The sequence below is a fragment of the Bacteroides sp. Marseille-P3684 genome (assembly GCF_900291465.1).
GTDB lineage: Bacteria > Bacteroidota > Bacteroidia > Bacteroidales > Bacteroidaceae > Phocaeicola_A.
Genome location: NZ_LT985808.1, coordinates 3,103,050 through 3,125,012, shown reverse-complemented (window position 1 = coordinate 3,125,012; position 21,963 = coordinate 3,103,050). Strand labels below are relative to the sequence as shown.

Genomic DNA, 21,963 nt, shown 5'->3' with positions numbered 1-21,963 from the left:
CAATAACACTATGAAGAAAGAAGCAAGATACCTGGTTCCGGGTGACTACATGGCCGACCCTTCGGTACATGTCTTTAATGGCAAAGTCTATATCTATCCGTCCCATGACTGGGAGAGCGGTGTGCCTGAGAATGACAACGGCGACCACTTCAACATGAAGGACTACCACGTGTTCTCGACCGACGACGTGATGCACGGCGAGGTGACCGACCACGGCGTGGTGCTGCGTGTGGAGGATGTGCCCTGGGCAGGACGCCAGCTGTGGGACTGCGACGTGGCTTTCAAGGATGGCAAGTACTATATGTACTTCCCGATGAAGGACCGCAACGATGTCTTCCACATGGGCGTGGCAATCTCCGACCGTCCTGAAGGACCGTTCACTCCGCAGCCGGACCCCATAAAGGGCAGCTACAGCATCGACCCCGCCGTGTTCCGTGACGACGACGGCTCCTACTATATGTACTTCGGCGGCATCTGGGGCGGACAGCTCCAACGCTACCGCGACAACAAGGCTGTCGAGCATCCCTCGCTTCCCGAAGGAGACGAGCCGGCATTGCCCGGACGTGTGGTGCGTCTGGCAGACGACATGCTGGAGTTTGCCGAGGAACCCAAACCGGTCGTTGTGGTCGATGCCGACGGCAAGCCGCTGACCGCCTCTGACCCCCACCGTTTCTTCGAGGCATCGTGGATGCACAAGTACAACGGCAAGTATTACTTCTCCTATTCGACCGGCGACACCCACTTCCTGTGCTATGCCACCGGTGACAATCCTTACGGACCGTTCACCTATCAGGGTGTCATCCTGACTCCGGTCGTAGGCTGGACCACCCACCACTCCATCGTGGAGTACAAGGGCAAGTGGTATCTGTTCCACCACGACTGTGTACCTTCCAACGGGAAGACCTGGCTCCGCAGCCTGAAGGTCGTTGAGCTGGAGTATGATGCCGACGGCAAGATTATCACCATCGACGGAGGTGCCGAATGAAGCTGCGCAGCCTCTTGACCCTCCTGGCTTGCTGCTGCCTGACGTTCACGGTGTGGGCGGAAGACGGCAGCAGGCTGTGGCTTCGTCAGGAAGCGGGGAGCGGGGCGCAGGTCGACTGCCTCTTGCACACGCCCGTAACTGAGGTTGCCGTACGTGAACTGAAGACCTGTTGGAAAGGCGTGCCCGTGGCGTTGCAGCTCATGGCGGATGCCGACCACCGCGCCCTGGGACCGGAAGGCTACACCCTCCGCAGCCGCGACGGACGCATCGTCATCGGTGCGTCGGGCGAGAAGGGGTTGCTCTACGGAGCTTATCACCTCCTGCGTCTGCAAGCCACCGGGGCGGACTGCTCGCAGCTGGATGTCACCGAACGTCCGGCATACGACCTCCGCATCCTCGACCACTGGGACAACCTCGACGGGACCATCGAACGGGGTTATGCCGGACACTCTCTGTGGAAATGGGAGGAACTGCCCGCCGTCTCACCCCGCTACGAGGCATACGCCCGGGCAAACGCGTCGGTGGGTATCAACGGAGCCGTGCTGAACAACGTGAATGCTTCGCCCAAGATGCTGGCGACGGACTACCTGAAGAAGGTGAAGGTGCTCGCCGACATCTTCCGTCCCTACGGAGTGAAGGTCTACCTGTCGGTGAACTTCGCTTCGCCGATGGGCCTGGGCGGACTGGAGACTGCCGACCCGCTTGATGCCGGCGTACAGGCATGGTGGAAGCAGAAGGTGAGTGAGATTTATGCCCTCATCCCCGACTTCGGCGGCTTCCTGGTGAAGGCGAACTCGGAAGGGCAGCCCGGTCCCTGTGACTATCACCGCACACATGCCGAAGGAGCCAACATGCTGGCTACGGCGCTGAAGCCCTACGGAGGCATCGTCATGTGGCGTGCCTTCGTCTATGCTCCCTCCAGCGATGACCGTGCCAAGCAGGCGTACAATGAATTCCTGCCGCTCGACGGACAGTTCATGGACAATGTCATCGTGCAGGTGAAGAACGGACCGGTGGACTTCCAGCCGCGCGAACCCTACAGTCCGCTGTTCACGGCGATGAAGCACACCGACCTGATGGTGGAGTTCCAGCTCACGCAGGAGTACCTGGGGCACTCCAACCACCTGGCTTACCTGCCGCCCATGTGGACGGAGTTCTTCGAGGACGTCTGTCCGCGTTCCCTGCGTGCCGTATGTGCCGTGAGCAATGTGGGCGACGACGTCAACTGGTGCGGGCACGACCTTGCCCAGTCCAACTGGTATGCCTTCGGACGTATGGCGTGGAACCCCTCGCTGACCCCCGCACAGATGGCGGACGAGTGGCTGAAGCAGACGTTCACGGATGAACCGGCATTCGTGGATGCTATGAAGCAGGTGATGCTCGACAGCCGTGAGGTCGTGGTTGACTACATGATGCCGCTGGGCTTGCACCATATCTTTGCCGGCAACCACCATTACGGTCCCGAACCGTGGTACGATGTGCCGGGTGCACGCCGCGACTGGATGCCGCCGTACTATCACCGTGCGGATAAGGAAGGATTGGGTTTCGACCGCACGAGCCGCGGTTCGAATGCCGTAGCGCAATACCCCGACTCCCTGTGCCGTCTCTACGGCGACCTGTCGACTTGTCCGGAGAAGTACCTCCTCTGGTTCCATCACGTTCCCTGGGACTACAGGATGAAGAGCGGACGCACGTTCTGGGACGAGCTTTGCCACAAGTACGATGACGGTGTGAAGGCTGCCCGCGGCTTCTGCGACGTGTGGACCCGGATGAAGCCTTACGTCGATGCCGAGCGTTACGACCGTATCGCGGAGAAGTTTGACATTCAGGCGCACGACGCCGTGTGGTGGAAGGACGCCTGCCTGCTCTACTTCCAGACCTTCTCCAAGCGGAAGCTTCCGAAAGACATCGAGAAGACGCACTTCAAGCTGAAGGACCTGCGGAAGGTGCAGCTCCCCATCTCCAACTACGAGTGTCCCACCAAAGAGATGCTCCCCCGTTACAATGCAAACTAGATAAATGAAGAAGAGTGAAGAATGCAGGAGCCTGTTTGGGGTCCTCATTCTTCACTCTTCATTCTTTTAATTTCCTGTCCGCAGCTCTCACTCCAAATCCACTACCGTAATCCCGGCACCGCCGAACTGCACATGTTCGTCCTGGAAGTGACGTACGCCGGGCACCGTCTTCAGGTAGTCGCGGATGAGCGTGCGCAGGATGCCCGTACCCGTCCCGTGCAGGATACGCACACGGCTTACTCCCAGCAGGATGGCATCGTCGATGAAGTAGGTCACTGCCTGGATTGCCTCGTCGCCACGCATGCCGCGCACGTCGATGTCCTGTTTGAACTGCAACTTCTTCTCATATACACTCTCCTGCGTGCTGGTGCTGACGAACGATGAACTCTTCTCCAGTCCGGTCTTTGTCACCGGAGCATCGGTGCGCTCCAGGCGGTCGAGCTTCACCGTCGTCTTAATCATGCCGAATGCCACCGTCGCATTCTTTCCGCTGATGTCCAGCAACTCACCCACGGACGTCTGTCCCTTGATGCGTACCGGGTCGCCCGGTTGCAGCGGTTGCACGGGGCGTGGCTTCACCACCGTCTGTGCCGTTTCCCCCTTCGGTTGCTTCTTCCGTTCCTCGCGCCGGCGCTGCTTCTCCAGCAGCTGTTCCATCTTGCGGGCAATCTTCTCTTCCGCCTTCTGCTTCTCGATGTCTTTCACCGACTCCTTGAACTCGTCCAGTTCCTGACGGGCAGTCCGTGTCTTCTCCTTCTCCGCCTGCGACTCCTTGATGGTGCGGATGGTGTTTTCGATGCGGGCGTTCGACTCCTCCAGCAGGTGCTGTGCATCCTCCTTCGCCCGGCGCAGGATATCTTTGCGGCTCTCCTCCAGCTCCTTCAGCTGCGCCTCATAGCGGGCGATGGTCTCCTCCATCTGCTTCTCCCGCTTGCGGATGTTCTGTCGCTTGGTCTCCCAGTAGCGTTTGTCGCGGACGATGTCCTGCAGATACTTGTCGGCGTTGATGTACTCGCTGCCCACGATGGCGGACGCGTCGGCAATCACCTCCTCCGGGATGCCTATCTTGCGGGCAATCTCCACGGCGAACGAGCTGCCCGGGTTGCCTATCTGGAGCTGGAAGAGTGCCTGCATGTGGTGGCGGTCATAGAGCATCGCCCCGTTGACCACCCCTTCGTGGGCATCCGCAAAGTGCTTCAGGTTCTGGTAGTGCGTGGTGATGACGCCGAACGCCTTCCGGTCGTTGAACCGCTTCAGCACTGCTTCCGCCATGGCGCCGCCTATCTGCGGTTCCGTGCCGCTGCCGAACTCGTCGATGAGGATGAGGCTCCGTCCGTCGCAGTGCTTCATGGTCTGCTTCATGTTGAGCAGGTGGGAGGAGTAGGTGCTCAGGTCGTTCTCGATGCTCTGCTCGTCGCCGATGTCGATGAAGATGCTACCGAAGATGCCCGTCCGGCTACGCTCGTGCAGCGGGATGAGCAGTCCGCATTGCAACATGTATTGCAGCAGTCCCACCGTCTTCAGGCACACCGACTTGCCGCCGGCGTTCGGACCCGAGATGATGAGGATGCGCTGTTTCTCGTCCAGCTCGATGTCCAGCGGAACCACCTTCTTGCCGTGCTTCTCCAGCGACAGTTGCAGCAGGGGGTGCACCGCCGTTGCCCAGTCGATGAGCGGACGGTCCTCCAGCAGGGGCTTGATGGAGTGCGTGCGGATGGCAAAGCGTGCCTTTGCACGGATGAAGTCTATTTCCGCCAGGAACTCGTAGGAGCGCAGGATGTCCGGTATCAGCGGACGCACCGTGGCAGAGAACTCCGTCAGGATGCGGATGACCTCGCGCCGTTCCTCCCCTTCCAGCTCGCGGATGCGGTTGTTCGCCTCCACCACTTCCGCCGGTTCGATGAAGACCGTCTTGCCCGTGGCGGACTCATCGTGCACGATGCCGCGTATCTTGCGTTTCATGCCCGGAGCCACGGGGATGACCAGACGGCCGTCGCGCATGGTGGGTGCCACGTCCTTGTCCACATAACCTTCCGACTGTGCCGAACGGAGGATGGCGTTGAGGCTGCGCGAGATGCCGCTCGTGGTGGAGAGTATCTCCCGACGGATGCGCAGCAGCTCAGCGGACGCAGAGTCCTTGATTTTCCCGTAGTTGTCCAGGATGCGGTCGATGGCGCCGATGAGCTGGGGGAACACCGCCACGTCGCCTGCCAGTGCCTGCAGGGCAGGGTAGGGGTAGTCGCCCGTCTCCTCCTCTTCCCAGTGCAGGAAGCGGACGATGCCGTGGATGGTCTCCAGCGAGCGGCGCAGGTCGAACACCTCCTGCTCGTCGAGGTAGAGCCCTTCCACGCGGATGCGGCGCAGCGAGGGACGCACGTCGAAGAAATATTGGTCGGGGAAGCTGTCTTCCTCCTGAATGATGCGGACGAACTCGGCGGTCTCTTCCAGCCGGCGTCCGATGTCCTCCCGACGGTCGGAGAATGCAAGGGCGTCGACACGTTCCTGTCCCAGCGAACTGAGGCACTGCCCTTTCAGCAGTCCGCGTATCTGGTCAAAGCCTATCTTCTGTTCAAAGTTCTGTGGATAGATCATATATATATAAGGTATAGTTGAGGCATGCATCAGCCGACGGGACCTCTTCCCGTCACCTGAGAAGCGGTGCAAAATTAACGGCTTTGCCGTTGACGGACAAATTTTCCTTTCAGATTCCTGTCCGGGGGGATGCCCCGCTGTGTCATTCGTCAAACGGTCAAATGAATCGCCCCACACGCCCCTTTGTCCCGTGTGAAAAAAAATCCGAGCCGTGCAACGCTTTGGCACAGGGTGCCCTTTTCTTTGCATCAGTCAATGGGCTAAAAATCCTCGTTGTCGGAGGGCTAAAAAAATCTTTCATTTGTGAACCTACTTGAACCTAAAATAATTTGGCAGTGGTACACGAGACAAATAACTTTGAAAAACCGATGCCGAATGATAACCCAAAAAAACGGAAGAACGCATGAAAAACCGAGTATCTATCTTATCCATGAGCGTTGCAGCCTTCGGTCTGTACCTGCTCTTCACGTCGGGCATGCTGCCCGGGAAAGGAGTGGCCATGTCTTCATCAACCCCCACCTGTTATTGCGAATACTGCGGCAAGAAGTTCGCCAGTGTCCGTCAGTTGACTTCCGCCACCTGCGTCCGTCACCCCGACGGACCGAACAAGGGACGTCACAAGCTCTACGAAGGGACGGAAAAGAGTGAATACACGTGTAAATATTGTGGCAAGAAGTTCCCCAGCATCCAGGTCATGACCGGTGGCCAGTGTGTGCACCATCCCAAGGGGAAGAACAAGGGGCATCATTCCCCGGCATTGTAAGGTTATGTTACGCGGAATAACCCAATTCAAGTGTACCCATTGCGGCAAGAAGTTCCCCGGTCTGGACATCGAGTATGCCGCTACCTTCTACACCATGCCCCAACGTTGCCCGCATTGCGGCAGCATACGTACACGCCCCGCAGGATGGCTGGGCAGACTCCATGAATGGGTGTACCGGGGGATTTGGGAAGGGATGGAAGAAAGAGAAAAGGAAATGAGAAAAGGAATAAAATGATTAAATAAACTCACCATGGAAAGAACTAAATTTTACACAGAAAGAATCAGCCAAGCTACTGAAATAGCTAGGGAGTATATCAAGTCGGATGCTCTGATGCACCGTTTGGAAGAAGAGCAGAAAGGGCTATTGAATGATTTGGCTTCGAATCGTTTCATCAAAGTTCCTTTTGTCGGAGATTTTAATGCCGGTAAAAGTTCATTGTTGAATACGATGATGGGAATAAACCTCCTGCCGACGGATATCGTTCCGACTACTGCAGTCGCTTATGAATTGTACTATTCAGAAGAGGAATATCTTCAAATTTATCATAAGGGAGAAAAGCAGGGGACTGCACCTTTGTCACAAATAGGAGCTTTAAAGGCTGTTCCTGGAGATGTTGTTTATGTGTATCTGAAGAATGATTTTCTGAAGAGGTTGAACGACCGGGGAATTGTTCTTGTTGACATGCCGGGAATCAATTCCGGAATAGAGGCACATAACAATGCTATTCTCAGCTATATTCAGGAAGGTTCTTATTTCATTCTTCTGTCAGAGATAGAGCAAGGTACGTTGTCGAGATCTACGCTTCGATTCATTGATGAATTGAAGAAGTACGGTTTGAAATGTTCCATCTTCCTTTCAAAAGTTGAGGGGAAGCCCGAATCCGAGGTACCCACTATCGTAAAGAATGTTGAGGATATAGCTCAACGTATCATTGGTCCTGATGCTGTTGTCGGAACAGTGTCTTCTGTAACAAAGCAGTATGATGATGTGCTGAGACTATTGGATAACTTGGATGCCGAGACCTTCATAACCCAAAAGTATTCAGAACTGGTTTGCGGATTTATTGATGAAATAATCGAAGATTTGCAGTTGCAGATTAAACTTGCATGTTCTGATAAGAAGGATTTCCAAAGCAAGATTGCAGCATTGGGAGCAGAACGTGAGAAAACTCTTGAAAGCCTGAGAGCGAAAGCTGCTGGAGCACAATCTTTGGAAAACTCTGCTGATGACGTTTTGAATGACATTCGTGAGGCTTTAGTAAAGAATAGCCTTCATCTGGCGCATTTTATCAGCAATAATAATAGTACGGATGCATTCAGTGCTGAGTTGTTGTCAATCATTCGTCCGGTATTGTTCTCCTCCTTTAAACGTGAGATTTCTGAATATCAGAATGTGATTGGTGATAGTGTTAGAGATTTCTCCTTGAAAGTCAATGATATCTTGCAGGATAAGGGGAATCAGGCATTGGATGCTGCCAACGAGATTATAGGAAATCTGTTAGGCAGGGAGGTCTTGGAAGGCCTTTTGAAAAAGGGCTTGGATAAGCTAATGGAAAAACTGATTGCTTATAAGGGTCTGTCAACCTTATTGGGTACTTTGGGTAAAATTCTCGCCCCATTAGTTACTATTCTTCTGAACATTATTCCGGATTTGCTTCGTTTGATTTTTGGAAAGAGCAGAGAAAGTAAGGTTGACCTTATTCGCCAGAAGATAGTGTCGGAAATTGTTCCTAAAATTGTTGAGTCTTTGCGTGAGCCGGTTACCACTATGTTGGATGAACAACGGCGGGAGGCTATGAATAGTATGGAACAACTGATTAATTCAGAAGCTCAAAAGTTCAATGACAGTGTTAAAATGGTTCAACAGGAGCAGCGTGCTGATGAAGAAAGCACAGCTTTGAAGGTTAAGGCTTTGCAGGTTGCCATTGATAAATTGGAGAATTTGAAACGCTGATTGTGCATGGACTCACCTTTGTGGTGCGTCTGGTAAGGCATGTATCTTTAGCCATCTTGTTTCGGAAGCATAGCGATTCAGGCAAAAGAACAGGATGGCTAAAGAACATGCATATCAATGAGCGTATTATCAAAACGTTGAATCTTAGTAGGATATTATTTACTGAAAACTGAAACTTCTTTAGATATGGGACTTGATGCAATAAAACGGAAAGGTGCAGCCATGGGAAAGCAAACGGCTCAGATTATCAAGGTGAACAAATATGAGAATCCACAAATGGCTCTCAATTTGATTTCTCATATTTGTACCGCTTCCACTGATTTGGAGTTGACACCGTGCTTTCAACCGGTATATGATTTGCTTAACAAACAAATGAAACCGGATTTGGATAACTATGATTTGTTGAATTCTGATTTGATAGATGATTGCTTTTGGAAGGTTATCGCTTTGGAGGATGAATTGGTGAGTACAATGTCTTCTTCTTTGAAAATTGCAGTTGCAGGAGGATATAGCGCCGGAAAGTCGTCTTTGCTTAATTATCTTACAGGTATCGGAGACTTGTTGCCGACGGGTGTGGAGCCGGTGTCCGTGGTCAATACATACCTGAATTGCGTCTTCTCCCCTAATAAGCGCTTGGTTATCCGGGGAGAAAACTTGAAAGATGAATTGGTCTTGTTGAATGATGAAGTTTTAGCTTGCATCCAGCATTCTTCCAAGTCAAAGACATACATCGCTAATGTGCTAAAGAAAATTGTTATAGATGTTTCTGTAAGAGATAAATATCTGGATGGTATCACGTTTGTTGATACTCCGGGCTATAACAATGCTGTTGGGCAAAACGAGTCTGACAGGGAAAAAGCAATTGAAGCAATGGAGAAATGTGATGCCATCTTTTGGTGCATTGATGTGGAAAGTGGAACGATTACCAAGAATGATTTGGAGATGCTGAAGAAGGTACAGGATAAACCTATAGTTATCTTGTATACTAAGATGGACAAAAAAGACGTGGGAGCAGTCAGGAAAATCATACAGGATACTGAAAAACTTTGCGCAAAGGAATTTAATAAAGACAAATTTCCGTTGGCAATACTTTCTTTTTCTTGTGTTACTAGACAGCTCTATGCTACATTCAATACAACCTTTTCACAAATCATCCAAGCAGTGAAGACTAAATCCGGGAGTACTATGAGCCTGTTAAGCCGTTACTCCGGAGAAATTGAAAGGCTTTTGATGGATGAGATCAATGCTTCCAATGAAATGATTAAGGATTATGAAGCTAAGAGACTAGAACTGGTTAATGACAAACAAGAGTGGCGTAAGTATTACCAAGATAAAAAGGATGAGAACTCGGCGAGTAAGGGGGCAGTAGAAGAGGTTATCTTGTCTAATTATAACGAGATAATGGGCTGTGCGGACAAACGGATGGATTATTTTCAGAAGGCTCTGGAAGGTTGGGGCGAGGCATTGGACAGGGAGGCTGAATGGGCCGATAAGGTTGGCTTTTTCAGTGATGCTTCCGACCTAAGTAGACGATATAGTTCTGCGATTGATAAATTTAATAAGCTATGTAACTCCCAGGCTAACTATCAATATTATGATGAAGAATTCCGTACAGAACTTTATAATGAGATTTGTACGCTTTATGATGATTCTTTGGATAAATATAAAGACGTGCTGAAAGAATTTGAGGATGTTTATCAAACCTCGATAGAGGGTCGCAAGAAAGAGGAAGAGTTGGTAAAACTACTGGGAAAATACCGGTTTCAGCTTGTTGCTACCTTGAAGGATTCATACAATAGAGCGGTAAAGGCTGTGAAACAGCATCAGGAGGAATTGCAGCAGATAGAGAGAGAACAGGATATGAATATCTTTTCAGCGATTAGTGGAGATGATTATGGACGGTTTTTGTCTTGTTTCTCTCAGGGGGTCGATTTAAGTGTTTGCAATAATGGGGGATTCTCACCGCTTACTTGGGCTGTACGTTCCGGCAATAATGAGATGGTCAAATTCTTCATTACGCATGATGCAGACCTGTCCATGAAAGACAAGAGAGGCTATAATGCGCTGGAAACAGCTGCCATGTGCCATTATCAAGACATCTGTGAGATGCTTATCGAGGCAGACCGATCTTTGGTTTATGAGTCTCAGCCATTAGTCAAATTGGCAGGTATGAACACGTTTACGAAGTGGATTGCACAATATCAATAACAGATACGATTATGAAGGTTACGATTGATAATTATCAGCAGATTTTTGCCTCATTGGACAATGACTTGTCTGCGTTGGAAAATGCCGGTATTGGCGATGTCTTGAAGAAACCAATCAAGGAACTGAAAGATAAAATTCTTGAGGTTCGTCAAGGTGCTGACCTGGTAAAAAGTGAGAATGGAATCTTGAAAATCGGAGTCGTGGGTCAGGTAAAAGCCGGCAAGTCTTCGTTTTTGAATTCTCTCTTTTTCGATGGGGAAAATGTACTCCCCCGGGCTTCGACTCCTATGACTGCTGGTCTTACTGTCCTGCAATATGGCGATGAAAATCAGTTTGAGGTAGAGTATTATAATTCTTCTGAATGGCATTCTTTTGAAGACAGGGCAAAGGAATATGATGACATCCTGAAGGCTGAGAAGGAACAGAATCCTTCTGTGACGGAGGAGGATATTCGTCGTTCAGGATTGGTGGATGATACGCTGATTGCAGCAAAAGATTTAGTATCGTCCTGCAGCAGGATGGCGCGTGGTAAGATTCAAGAACAATCGAAAATAGAGGCTCGTTCCTTTTCCAATATCACCGATCTTCAAGACATTCTGGAAGATTATGTGGGTGCGGAAGGAACATACACCCCCATTGTGAAGTGCTTGACCATAAGACTGAAGGATGAACGTCTGGTCGGTGTACAGATTGTGGATACCCCGGGAGTGAATGACCCTGTTGTTTCCCGTGAGGTGAGAACGCGTGACTTTTTGAGGGGATGTCATGGCGTCTTCTTCCTGAGTTACTCCGGGCGTTTCTTTGATAGTACGGATGTCACTTTCCTTTCAGAACGAATCGGTTCACAAGGTATCGGGACTGTCGTATTGATCGGCAGTAAGTTTGATTCTGTCTTACAAGATGTCGGAATGAAGTTTGGGGATGATTTGGGAGGTGCGATTGAGTATTGCCAGCGTTCTTTGAAGAAGCAATTCAGGAACAATATGGCTACGTCCAATTACACAGGAGATGATCCGATCATTGATTTTAGTTCCGGTATCGGATTTTCAATAGCCCAAAAGGATGAAAAGCGTTGGGATGAAATCGAGGCTCATGTTGTGAAGCAGATGAAGTATTTTTATCCCAGTTTCTTTAGCTCTTCTAAAGAAATCAAGGAGATCTTTATGAATCTTTCTCAAATTGAGGATATTCGTGCAAAGTATGTGGAAGGTTCGTTTAAGGGAAATAAGGAGCAGATTATTCAAAACAAGGTCAATGCTTATTTCAATAACACAAATGCCGAGCTTCATAAGATTCTGTCTGAGAAAAAAGAACGGTTGGAAAACCGGATGAATCAGTTGAAACAGAGTGATATCAATGGAGCAAAAGAACGGAAGAGGATTTTGGATGAAGTTTGTAATGGGATAGAAATGAGTCTGAAATCAATCCGGAATCGGGCAAATGAGATTGCTGACCAGTATGTAAAGGAATGCCTCAATAACTTTACCCTGAGTAATATTGGAAAAGTGAGCATGAGTCATGTGAGTGACAATGTCACATGCAAAGGGAGACTTTGGGGAAGTCGAACGATTCAGGTGGAATATGATGCGGTTGATATTGTGGGTACGATTGACAACGTTCGTAATGCGGTGGATAAGCAACTGGACAAGATTAAATCTGAATGGAAGAGTAAAAGTGACGAGCTGAAAGAACGTATAAAAAAAGGTATAGGCGAGGCTATTACTGAGGTGGAGACGAAGGATAAGGAAGGCTATTTGGATGGACGCGAACTGAGCTACATTCTGGAGGAGACTCTTGATGCCATGAGTAATAAGTTGACTCTTGATATCCGTGCCATAAAGAAAGGGTACGAGGCGTTGCCGTCCTTGTTACAAGGAGGAGAGCGTATACCGAAGAAATATGATTGCAAAGAAGCTGAGGCGAAAGTTGCTGTGCAAAGGGAAGCCGCTTATGCTAAAGAACGGGTTGTGACTAAAATCAGGCAATTCCTGTCGACAATGTCGGAAACTTCGGTACCACAGGAGCTGAGAAATGCGCGTGAGAGTACATTGGCGGTATTATCCACCAAAAAAGATGAATTCATGAATTCTGTGAGAAAAAAGACTGAACAGCTTAGATGCGAGTTGGAGCAGCAGTTAATGAATAAGGAACAGGAGCTGCACATGATGGAAAAAGTAATAAACGGATTAGTAAAGATTGCAGAAAAGTTATGAACAAGGAATTAATTAAATCTTATATGGAAGCCCTGACTTCTAAAAGGAATGAGTTGCAATCCATGGTGAAATCACGGATTGGCCAGATTGCTTATCCGCAACAGGCGTCGGAACTTGTGCCTGAAAAGCCAAAATTATCTGCCGCATATCCATCTTGTATTGGAGTGGGGGCGTTGCTGCTGATTCTTGGTTTGGCAACCAAGTCCAATGTCGTAGCTGTCGGAGGAGGATTGGTCGCAGCTGTTGGGATATACGGCATGAGTAAAGGCAAAGGTGCCAGAAAGATGGAAAGTGAACAGATAGACTATGCAATGTTCACCGGAAAGTTGAATGCCCAACTGGGAGAGATTCATGCGCTTGCCGTAAATTCCTGGGATGAGTTCTCAATGGCGCAGGGTACGGAGCTGAAGCGTGCCATCCAGACTTCATCCTTGACGGAATCTGAAAAAGATAAAATGATGGATTTGGCTATCCGTCGTTCAGTGATTCAATTTTCAATGATGGATGTGCTGTCTGCTTTGAACCAGATTGAGAAAGAGCATAACATTCAATCGTATAAGGATTATTGTGCTCAGTTTGAAAATCAATATGTGGGTGCCATCGAGCAGGCTTACCAGGAGCAGCTGAAACGTTATCAGGCAATGTATGACATTTGCGGGTAATTTTCTTCCCCCTATGCTTCCCTTTAGCACACCTCACCCCTAACTTCGCAGCAAACAAAACACATTTAACCCATACCCATGGACAAACAAAAGATTTATCAGAAGATTCGCGACATCGCCCATCGGCTGGAGCAGAACGGAGGAACCTATACACGGGCGGACCTTGCGTTCGACCTTCAGGAAATGGGCATCTCCAAAGACGGGTTCGAAGTCGGCATGCTCGTCTGGGAAGCATACAAGAACTTCCGCGATGACAAGGCCATACGGCAAGCCTTCTACGATAACGACGGGAAACGAGGGCTTGTCGACGAGTATGGCGTGGAACACCTCGTCGAGACACAGGACGACGCACTCTTCCCCTACCTGCACAAGCAGCTCGACGGAGGAAACGATGCCCTGCGCGCACTCGAACAGCGCGTCACCCAAGCCATGAACGTGCAGATTGCCGGCGGAGGAAGCCTCCTCAACACCGTGGTGGGAACACAGGGCGTGGTCAAGGTGCGCAACGAAGCCACCGCCGTGTTCAACGGATACACGCAGATGGTCGCCGGCTATGACGATGCCAAACAGCACATCAAGACCCTCATGGCGGACTTCGTGCGGCTCCGCACCTACATCTGCGACATCTACCGCGAGTACGCCCTCACACTGACCGACACCTTCGGCGACTCCGTCAAGGCGGTAGCCCCCGAACTCTTCGACTTCGACTCCGTCCAGTGGCTCGACCTGCGCGACATGCTGCAACGCGTGCAGCTCGACTACGACAAGGTGACCGAACGCTGTGCACTCCTCATGAGCGACATCTCCGACAGCTTCCAGGAGTCCGTGCGGCGCGCGGGCGCATCCTACCGCAGCGGAGGCAGCAAGCAGGCTGGACTCGTGCTGGCTGCCCTCAACATGGTGTCGCACTACACCGACGCCGCACAGAAGACTGCCGCCCTCCAGCAGGAACTGCTCACACTGAAGAACAGCGTCAAGCGCGACGTCACACTCGTCAAGGGAGACCTCAGCCGTCTGTGGGTCATCCACCGGACGCTCGACGAACTGTATATCCCCCAGGCGGAAGCCTTCAGCCGGTTCAGCCGTCAGGTGCTCTCCCGCGAATGGCAGCAGCTGACCGACGCGCTCTATGCCGACGCCGACGTCCGGAAGCTGAAGGACAGCCGTGACGCCCTGCTGGCAGCGTGCAAAGCGCTGGAGAAGGACGTCAGCGACGCCGAACTGAACATCAGCTACTATACCTCTCACCTCGGGGAGTGCCGTGCGCTGCTCGACAGTCTGCGTCCGCAATACAACCAGGCGAAGGCAAGCAAGCCGCAGAAACCCTTCTTCCTCGCCAACCTGTTCACCCTTGGAGGGGCATCGCGCAGCTACAACCGCAGCCTCTATGAGTGGAACCAGGCTTGCAGCCCTGTCGTCTCCCGCTTCGAGGAGCTGCAGCTCGACGTCAAGGTCGACGGCGACGAACTGAACCGCCAGCAGGCGGAACACCGGGAGAACAGCCGTCAGCTCGAGGAGGTACGCCGCCAGCTCCACACGCTGAACCGTCAGCTGATGGACACCATCCGTGTCACGCCGGAGCTGCGCGTGAAGATGCTCGCCCACCTCGAGGACATCGTCCGGCTGCTGCGCCTGGCACGCTCCATCGCCAACAGCAGGCTGGATGAGAAGCTCACGCGCACCGTCACCGTCCGCGAGCAGGACACCGCGCTGCCGCCCGACATCCAGCAGGGCCTCCGCCTCTTTGCCGACACCGTCCGCGAACAGGTCAACTTGGGGACGGACACCATGCGTCAGCTCGTCAGTGAAGACGGTGCCGAGGAAGCCCGCCCCACGGACGAGGACCTCGTGCAACTGACCGACGTCGGCAACGAAGCCGTCCGCAACACCGTCTCCCTGCTCGAGGAGTGGGGACGCCTGCAGGCAATGAAGGCATCGAGCGCACTCGCACACCGCGAGTATGACCGCGAGCTGGAACGCCTGCAGACGGAGTTCCGCGCACGCCTTGCCAACATCGACAACCGCAGCGCCGTGCTGCGCGAGAGCCTGCGGCGCATCAACACCGCCCAAAGCCCCGACGAGCTGAAGGCGGCACTGCTGTCGCTCGCCGGGGGAGACCTGAAGTTCACCGACGACGACTGGGAACAATTTTTGAAAGGAACTAAAACCATAGAGCTATGAGCGAAATGCAAAGCAACCGCCGCCGGCAGGCCCAGCAGGAACTGGGACTCGTCGACGAGAAAGAACAGGCGCAGGATGCACGCGCCATGCAGGCAGAACAGGAGCGCATCCGGCGCAAGGAGGAACGGCGGATGGACATCGAGCTGTCGACCTCCTATCAGATGACACAGACCATCGCCCGTTGGATGGACAAGTACTTCCTCGACCCGCTGATTGGGTTGATTCCCGGCTTGGGCGATGCCCTCTCGTCGTTGCTGGTCTTCCCGTTCATCTACGTGGCTGCCGTCAAGGTACGTTCGCTGCCCCTGACGCTGGCGGTCATCTTCAACGTCCTGCGCGACATGGCAATCGGTCTGATACCGTTCTGGGTCGGCAACATCCTCGATTTCTTCAACCGCGCCTACCTGCAGAACTTCCGCTTGATTGTCGGCTTCGTGGAGGACGACCGCGAGATTATCCGGGAGGTCAATCGGAAAGCCTTCTGGATGGGGGTGGGCATCGTCGTGTGCTGCATCCTCATCTATTGGTTGATATCCATTGCCATCGCGGCGACCGCCTGGACCTTCCACTTCTTCAGCAGCTTGTTCAGCTGACGGACGCACCCACGCGCAGACAGAAACCCCATATATAAACCTTATAAAACAATAAAAACATCATGTCAAGAGTATTTCAAGTAATCCCCAAGCGCATCAAGCGCGTCAACGGGACCGTGCTCACCCCCGAAATGGTGGTGACCGTCACCACGCAGACCCATACCTCGTCGCCCTTCAACAACGGAGCGAAGGAAGTGCAGGAAGCCTATATGCGGCTCTATAACTTCGACTACAAGAAGGCGGGCTGCTCCGTGAACGATTTTGAATTCAGAAAATTGGACTGACCCTCCGATGAACTACACTGCGCTTGAAGACCGCCTGTTCGAGGAATGGAAGACACGTTCCCGTCAGTGCGGCGACGGCGAAGAGATTGCCCCCGACGGACTCCTCTATCGGGGGCTTTTCTCTTATGCCGACGGATATTGGACCCGGCGTCCGGGTGACGAATGCCGACGCTGGGAACAGGCTCCCCGTCGGGTACTCATCCTGACGAAGGACCTCAATGACACCGAGGCATGGGACATCCGTTGCGAGACCGGCAGGCGAAACTTCTCCGGACCCGCCGACGCGACCGTCTCCGCGCCCTTCTACAAGAACCTCATGCGCTGGGTCTACGGACTGCTGACGGTGGACCGCCACGGCAACACCCGTCCGTTTGACGAAGCCGACCGCCCGGACACCTTCCGTCCGTTTTACGACGAGGCACCCGTCGCACGCGTCAACTGCAAGAAGCAGCCCGGCGGCAGTCAGCTGACGAACAGCGCCCTGCAAGGCTTCCTCACCCGCTACGCCGACCTGCTGGAGCGTCAGATACGCCTCTACGACGCCGACATCCTGCTGTGCTGCGGCGGCAGTGACCTGATAAAGGATTTCGTGCAGGCGCACTACCTGCCCGACCTGTGCCGGATGAGCGACTGGATATGGTACTCCCCGTCCGTCCGCAAGCTGGTCGTCAACAGTTGGCACCCCAGCTACCACGGCGACACCCACGAGGGGATGTACAATGCGATGATGCAGCACTACAGCGAGTTCCTGTACGCCTTCCCCGGCTTCTTCCCCGGGCGTTGAGGCGGTCAGTCGGTTTTTTTTCAGCGGAAGTCGCCTGCGCGCCCCCGGAATCGCGTTCCTCCGCCTTCCAGCCCTGCTGCGAGGCCCTGGCAACGCCGTATCCAGGACCAAAACGTTTTGCGGGAGGCAGGAAACGTCGTATCCAGGACCAAAACGTTTTGCGTGAAGCAGGAAATGCCGTATTCGGTCTCAAAATGTTTCGAAAGGTTAATGATATGTCGTGTCCAGCATCAAAACGTTTCGAAAGGTTAAGGATATGTTGTATCCAGTATCAAAACATTTCGAAAGGTTAAAGAAACGCCGTATCCGCGACCAAAATGTTTTGCGGGAAACAGGATACACCGTATCCGGGGCCAAAAAGTTCTGCGGACGACACATGTTTGAATGTTCTTAAACGCCTGTTGACCGTTTGGTCCAATCAATCCCGAAAATGTAGGGGCGAGCGGTCTGCTCGCCCGGTCCAATCCGGATTGTTCCCCACACCAATACGTAATATAATTGCCGGACGACACATGTTTGAACGCCTGTTGGACATGTCATTGGACCGGGCGACCCGACCGGTCGCCCCTACATTCAAAGAAGGCATTGCCGGGCGATGCGGGATGCTTTTCTTTTCATTTTATCTTATTTTCTTTCATCCACTGCCACGATTTGGCATAGATGTGCCTCATCTTTGCATCGTGATTCAGAGAAAAGAAACAAAAAACGTTACGAAGATGAGACCAAGCATCAAAAGACAAGACACCCCGGAACAGAAACCGGGAATCGCGGAACCCAAGAGGCTGAACCTCCTGAACGCCATCGAACAGATTGTGGAACTCTCGGAAGGCTCCGGCCTGAAAGAACAGTTCTTCACCGACGCGGCGCGTTACATCCGTTACGTCGGTAAAAAGATGCACCTGACACCCATTCAGGCGGTACTCTTTGCTATCTTTGTCGACAACAGCGACGACAACAACATCCGCCTGAGCGACTTCGCCCGCCACTTCTGTTGCCGCACCGTGCGCATCATCCGCTACATGAGCGACGTCGATGAGCTGGAGCGACGCAAGCTGGTGATTTGCTGCCGCGAACGGCGGGCGAAGTCCTACCGTGTCCCGATGTACGTCGTCGAGGCGCTCAAGGAGAACCGTTGCTACGAGCCGAAGCCGCTGGGCAACCTGACGTGCGACGCCTTGTTCGACGAGCTGGACGACCTCTTCGAACAACGTTCGGACAACGAGCTGACCTACGAGGCATTCGTCGAGGAGGTGCACCGCCTGTTCGACGCCAACCCGCAGCTGCACTTCGTCCGTCGGATGGACTCCTACGGACTCCGGGAGTGGGACTGGGTGCTGCTGCTCCTCTTCTGCCACGAGCTGGTCAACCGCAACGACGACATCATCTGTTCGCGCGACTACGAGAGTCTGTACGGCGGCAAGTCCATCTTCCGCATGCAGGAGCGTTCGCTGGAGCGTGGACACAACGACCTGATAAGGCGCAAGCTGGTGGAGTATGTCAACAACGACGGTTTCGCCGACCGCAGCAACTTCAAGCTCACCGCCGGCACCATCAACGACCTGCTGGGCGAGGTGGGCATCTCCAGCCAGCAGGCGGCGTCCGGTAAAGACCTGCTGCGCTGCACCGACATCGTTCCCAGGCAGCTCTACTACGGCGAGCAGGAGGAGCGGCAAATCTCCCAGCTGACGTCGTTGCTGAGCCGCGAGCGCTTCGACGAGATACGCCAACGGCTGGCAGCCGACGGGATGCGTCAGGGTTTCGCCTGCCTCTTCTACGGGGCGCCGGGCACGGGCAAGACCGAGACCGCCTATCAGCTGGCACGCCTCACGGGGCGCGACATCATGGCGGTGAACTTCGCCGAGATGAAGAGCTGCTGGGTGGGCGAGAGCGAGAAGAACGTCAAGGCGCTCTTCGACCGTTACCGCGCCCTGGTCCGGGACTCCGAGGTCACGCCCATCCTGCTCTTCAACGAGGCGGACGCCCTCATCGGCAAGCGTCAGGAGGGAGCCGAGCGTGCCGTCGACAAGATGGAGAATACCATCCAGAACATCATCCTCCAGGAGATGGAGTCGCTCGACGGCATCCTCATCGCCACGACGAACCTGACGCAGAACCTCGACAAGGCGTTCGAGCGTCGCTTCCTCTACAAGGTGGAGTTCGCCCGTCCGTCGCTCCGTGCCAAGAAGGCCATCTGGCGGACGTTGTTGCCCGACCTGACGGCGGACGAGGCGGGCGAGCTGGCTGCGTGCTACGACTTCACGGGCGGACAAATCGAGAACATCGCCCGCAAGCACACGGTCGAGAAAATCCTGAGCGGCAAGGAGCACGTTTCGCTCGACACGCTGAAGCAGTACTGCGACAGCGAACTGATTGCCGCTCCCGACCGCCGGCGGAAAATCGGATTCGGCGTCAATTGACAATGGATAATTGACAATGGACAATTAAACAGAAAACGATATGGCAAAAGACTTGTTTAACCGTTACATCTGGCTCGTGGACACGATTTATCGGGCGCGCCGGATTACTTTTGAGGAAATCAATGCACGGTGGGTGCGTACCGAGATGAGTGGGGGAGAGGAAATCCCCCTGCGCACCTTCCACAACCACCGCAAGGCAATCGAGGAAATCTTCGACATCAACATCGGGTGCAGCAAGGGTGGGGGATACTACTATTTCATCGAGAACGCGGAGGACATGGAGCGGGGCGGCGTGCGTTCGTGGCTGCTCAACACCTTTGCGGTGAACAACCTCATCAACGAGAGCCACCACCTGAAGCGGCGCATCCTCTTCGAGCAGATTCCGTCGGGGCAGCACTTCCTGACGCCGCTCATCGAGGCGATGCGCGACGGCGTGACGGTGGAGCTGACGTACCAGAGCTTCGGACGCGACGAGGCGAACACGTTCGAGGTGGAGCCTTACTGCGTGAAGGTGTTCCGCCAGCGGTGGTACCTGGTGGCACGCAGTCCCTACTATGACAAGGTGATGATTTACTCGCTCGACCGCATTCACGACCTGGAGGCGACGAGCCGCGCGTTTGACTACCCGAAGTCGTTCGCCCCGGAGGAGTTCTTCCGCTTCAGCTTCGGTATCATTGTCGACGAGGAGTATGATGTGGAGTCGGTGCGCCTGAAGGTGTACGGCACGAAGTGCAAGTATCTGCGTGCCCTCCCGTTGCACGACACCCAGGTCGAGGTGGAGCGGGGCGAAGGCTATGCGGTGTTCAGCTACCTGCTACGCCCGACGTATGACTTCGTGCAGGAGCTGCTCTCCCACGGCGACGAGGTGGAAGTCCTGTCTCCCGACTGGCTGCGCGCGGCGATGCGCGAGAAGGTACAGGCGATGCTGGCACACTATGCCGATGGGGAAGGAGGCGCGCGATGAAGGACTTTGCAGCCATCGACTTCGAGACGGCAAACCGCGAGCCGACGAGCGTCTGCAGCGTGGGCATCGTGGTGGTGCGCGGCGGCATCGTCACCGAGAAGCTCTACCGCCTCATCCGTCCCTACCCGGACACCTACGAGTACTGGAACATCCGCGTCCACGGCATCCGTTGGGCGGACACCGCCGGGGCGCCTGCGTTTCCCGTCGTCTGGGCGGAGCTTGCGCCCCACATCGAGGGACTTCCGCTGGTGGCGCACAACAGTCCGTTTGACGAGGGCTGCCTGCGTGCGGCATTCCGCCACTACGGCATGACATATCCCGGCTACACGTTCCACTGCACCTGCCGTGCCTCCCGCCGCGTGTTCGGCAAGAGTCTGCCCAACCACCAGTTGCAGACGGTCGCCGCCCGTTGCGGTTTCGACCTGACGCAGCACCATCATGCCCTTGCCGACGCCGAGGCGTGTGCCTGGATTGCGCGGGAGATATTGTGAGGGGATGAGGCGGCGTCAGTTCACCTGCACGCAGTCGAAGTATTCCCTGAAGAGCCTTTCCGCCCGTTCGAGCTGTTCCGTTGTGTTTTCACGGACGCCCTTCAGCCGGTATTCCTGTCCCAGGGCCTCATACTTGTGCACGCCCAGGGTGTGGTAGGGGAGGATTTCCACTTTTTGCAGCATCCGGTAGTCGCGGAAGTGCTCTCCCAGCTGTCGGATGTCCCCCTCCGCGTCGCTGTAGCCCGGCACGAGCACATAGCGCAACCAGAAGGGTTTGGCGTGCGCTTCGAGCCATGCGGCGGTGCGCAGGGTCTGCTCGTTGCCGCGTCCCGTGAGGTTGCGGTGCCGGCTGTTGTCAAACTCCTTCACGTCGAGCAGCACGAGGTCCACCAGGCTGAGGAGTTCCTCCACGGCGTCGTTCCACAGTCCGCCGTTGCTGTCGAGACAGATGTGTATGCCCTCCTCCTTCAGCCGTCGGCAGAGCGGAATTAGTGCCTTCGCCTGGAACGTCGGTTCCCCGCCGGAGAAGGTGATGCCTCCCCGCCGACCGAAGAACGCCTTCTGGCTGACAGCCATGCGGACGATTTCTTCCGCTTCCGTCGATTTGCCCCCGTGGCTGTCGATGGTGTCCGGGTTGGCGCAGTAGAGGCACTTGAAGTTGCATCCCTGCAGGAAGACGACCAGGCGGAGTCCCGGTCCGTCGTAGGTGCCCATGCTCTCGTAGGAGTGGACGTTGAGTGCAGGTTGTGTTTGGTTGTTTTCCATTTGATACATGCGTATGAAAAATGCAGAGGCACGGAGGCGACTTTGCCGTCGAACTCCTCCGTGCCTGTGCGGTTATGTGTGTCCGGATTTCT

Annotated in this window: 17 protein-coding genes; 15 read left to right on the top strand and 2 right to left on the bottom strand. The window is 53.9% G+C overall.

Features of this window, described 5'->3' with window-relative positions:
* Nucleotides 1-10 precede the first annotated feature (10 nt).
* Nucleotides 11-985, top strand: a complete 975-nt coding sequence (locus C8275_RS12400) for a glycoside hydrolase family 43 protein (RefSeq protein WP_106625381.1) — start codon at nucleotides 11-13, stop codon at nucleotides 983-985.
* Nucleotides 982-3,000, top strand: coding sequence for an alpha-glucuronidase (locus tag C8275_RS12395; protein WP_106625380.1), 2,019 nt, complete (start codon nucleotides 982-984; stop codon nucleotides 2,998-3,000). Before C8275_RS12400 ends, C8275_RS12395 begins: the two co-directional genes overlap by 4 nt.
* An 87-nt stretch (nucleotides 3,001-3,087) precedes the next feature.
* Here C8275_RS12395 and C8275_RS12390 read toward each other — a convergent pair whose 3' ends face one another.
* Entirely contained in the window at nucleotides 3,088-5,592 is a 2,505-nt protein-coding gene (locus C8275_RS12390; protein WP_106625379.1) for an endonuclease MutS2, read from the bottom strand.
* 403 nt (nucleotides 5,593-5,995) lie between these two features.
* On the opposite strand from C8275_RS12390, the gene C8275_RS12385 reads away from it, so the two are divergent.
* The 13 genes from C8275_RS12385 (at nucleotide 5,996) to C8275_RS12325 (ending at nucleotide 21,106) form a co-directional block, all read left to right on the top strand.
* A complete protein-coding gene (locus C8275_RS12385) occupies nucleotides 5,996-6,355 on the top strand; it encodes a C2H2-type zinc finger protein (protein WP_234395767.1) in 360 nt (119 codons plus the stop codon).
* Between the two features lie 4 nt (nucleotides 6,356-6,359).
* Nucleotides 6,360-6,590, top strand: a complete 231-nt coding sequence (locus C8275_RS12380; RefSeq protein ID WP_106625378.1) for a hypothetical protein — start codon at nucleotides 6,360-6,362, stop codon at nucleotides 6,588-6,590.
* 15 nt (nucleotides 6,591-6,605) lie between these two features.
* On the top strand, nucleotides 6,606-8,309 hold the full coding sequence (locus C8275_RS12375) for a dynamin family protein (RefSeq protein ID WP_106625377.1): 1,704 nt from the start codon (nucleotides 6,606-6,608) through the stop codon (nucleotides 8,307-8,309).
* A 186-nt stretch (nucleotides 8,310-8,495) separates the two neighbouring features.
* The gene (locus C8275_RS12370) at nucleotides 8,496-10,517 is read left to right on the top strand and encodes a dynamin family protein (RefSeq protein ID WP_106625376.1); all 2,022 of its coding nucleotides are present in this window, start codon (nucleotides 8,496-8,498) and stop codon (nucleotides 10,515-10,517) included.
* Nucleotides 10,518-10,528: 11 nt separating this feature from the next.
* The gene (locus tag C8275_RS12365) at nucleotides 10,529-12,730 is read left to right on the top strand and encodes a dynamin family protein (protein WP_106625375.1); all 2,202 of its coding nucleotides are present in this window, start codon (nucleotides 10,529-10,531) and stop codon (nucleotides 12,728-12,730) included.
* Nucleotides 12,727-13,392: a hypothetical protein gene (locus C8275_RS12360; protein ID WP_106625374.1), complete on the top strand. Its 666-nt coding sequence runs from the start codon at nucleotides 12,727-12,729 to the stop codon at nucleotides 13,390-13,392. Before C8275_RS12365 ends, C8275_RS12360 begins: the two co-directional genes overlap by 4 nt.
* 78 nt (nucleotides 13,393-13,470) lie before the next feature.
* Nucleotides 13,471-15,573 carry a hypothetical protein gene (locus tag C8275_RS12355; RefSeq protein WP_106625373.1) on the top strand — a complete coding sequence of 701 codons (2,103 nt, stop codon included), beginning with the start codon at nucleotides 13,471-13,473 and terminating at the stop codon, nucleotides 15,571-15,573.
* Nucleotides 15,570-16,166 carry a DUF4112 domain-containing protein gene (locus C8275_RS12350; protein WP_106625372.1) on the top strand — a complete coding sequence of 199 codons (597 nt, stop codon included), beginning with the start codon at nucleotides 15,570-15,572 and terminating at the stop codon, nucleotides 16,164-16,166. Before C8275_RS12355 ends, C8275_RS12350 begins: the two co-directional genes overlap by 4 nt.
* A 62-nt stretch (nucleotides 16,167-16,228) precedes the next feature.
* Complete coding sequence (locus C8275_RS12345; protein ID WP_022385951.1) at nucleotides 16,229-16,450, top strand: DUF6140 family protein; 222 nt, start codon at nucleotides 16,229-16,231, stop codon at nucleotides 16,448-16,450.
* Between the two features lie 7 nt (nucleotides 16,451-16,457).
* Nucleotides 16,458-17,234, top strand: coding sequence for a hypothetical protein (locus C8275_RS12340; protein WP_106625371.1), 777 nt, complete (start codon nucleotides 16,458-16,460; stop codon nucleotides 17,232-17,234).
* A 716-nt stretch (nucleotides 17,235-17,950) separates the two neighbouring features.
* A complete protein-coding gene (locus C8275_RS12335; protein WP_157948266.1) occupies nucleotides 17,951-19,651 on the top strand; it encodes an ATP-binding protein in 1,701 nt (566 codons plus the stop codon).
* Between the two features lie 40 nt (nucleotides 19,652-19,691).
* The gene (locus tag C8275_RS12330; protein ID WP_106625369.1) at nucleotides 19,692-20,615 is read left to right on the top strand and encodes a YafY family protein; all 924 of its coding nucleotides are present in this window, start codon (nucleotides 19,692-19,694) and stop codon (nucleotides 20,613-20,615) included.
* Nucleotides 20,612-21,106 carry a 3'-5' exonuclease gene (locus C8275_RS12325; RefSeq protein WP_106625368.1) on the top strand — a complete coding sequence of 165 codons (495 nt, stop codon included), beginning with the start codon at nucleotides 20,612-20,614 and terminating at the stop codon, nucleotides 21,104-21,106. The genes C8275_RS12330 and C8275_RS12325 overlap by 4 nt, the downstream gene beginning before the upstream one ends.
* A gap of 15 nt (nucleotides 21,107-21,121) precedes the next feature.
* Here the strand turns inward: C8275_RS12325 and pflA are convergent, their stop codons facing one another.
* Nucleotides 21,122-21,871 (bottom strand): pyruvate formate-lyase-activating protein, encoded by a 750-nt coding sequence (gene pflA / locus C8275_RS12320; protein WP_106625828.1) that lies wholly within the window; start codon nucleotides 21,869-21,871, stop codon nucleotides 21,122-21,124.
* Between the last annotated feature and the right edge of the window lie 92 nt (nucleotides 21,872-21,963).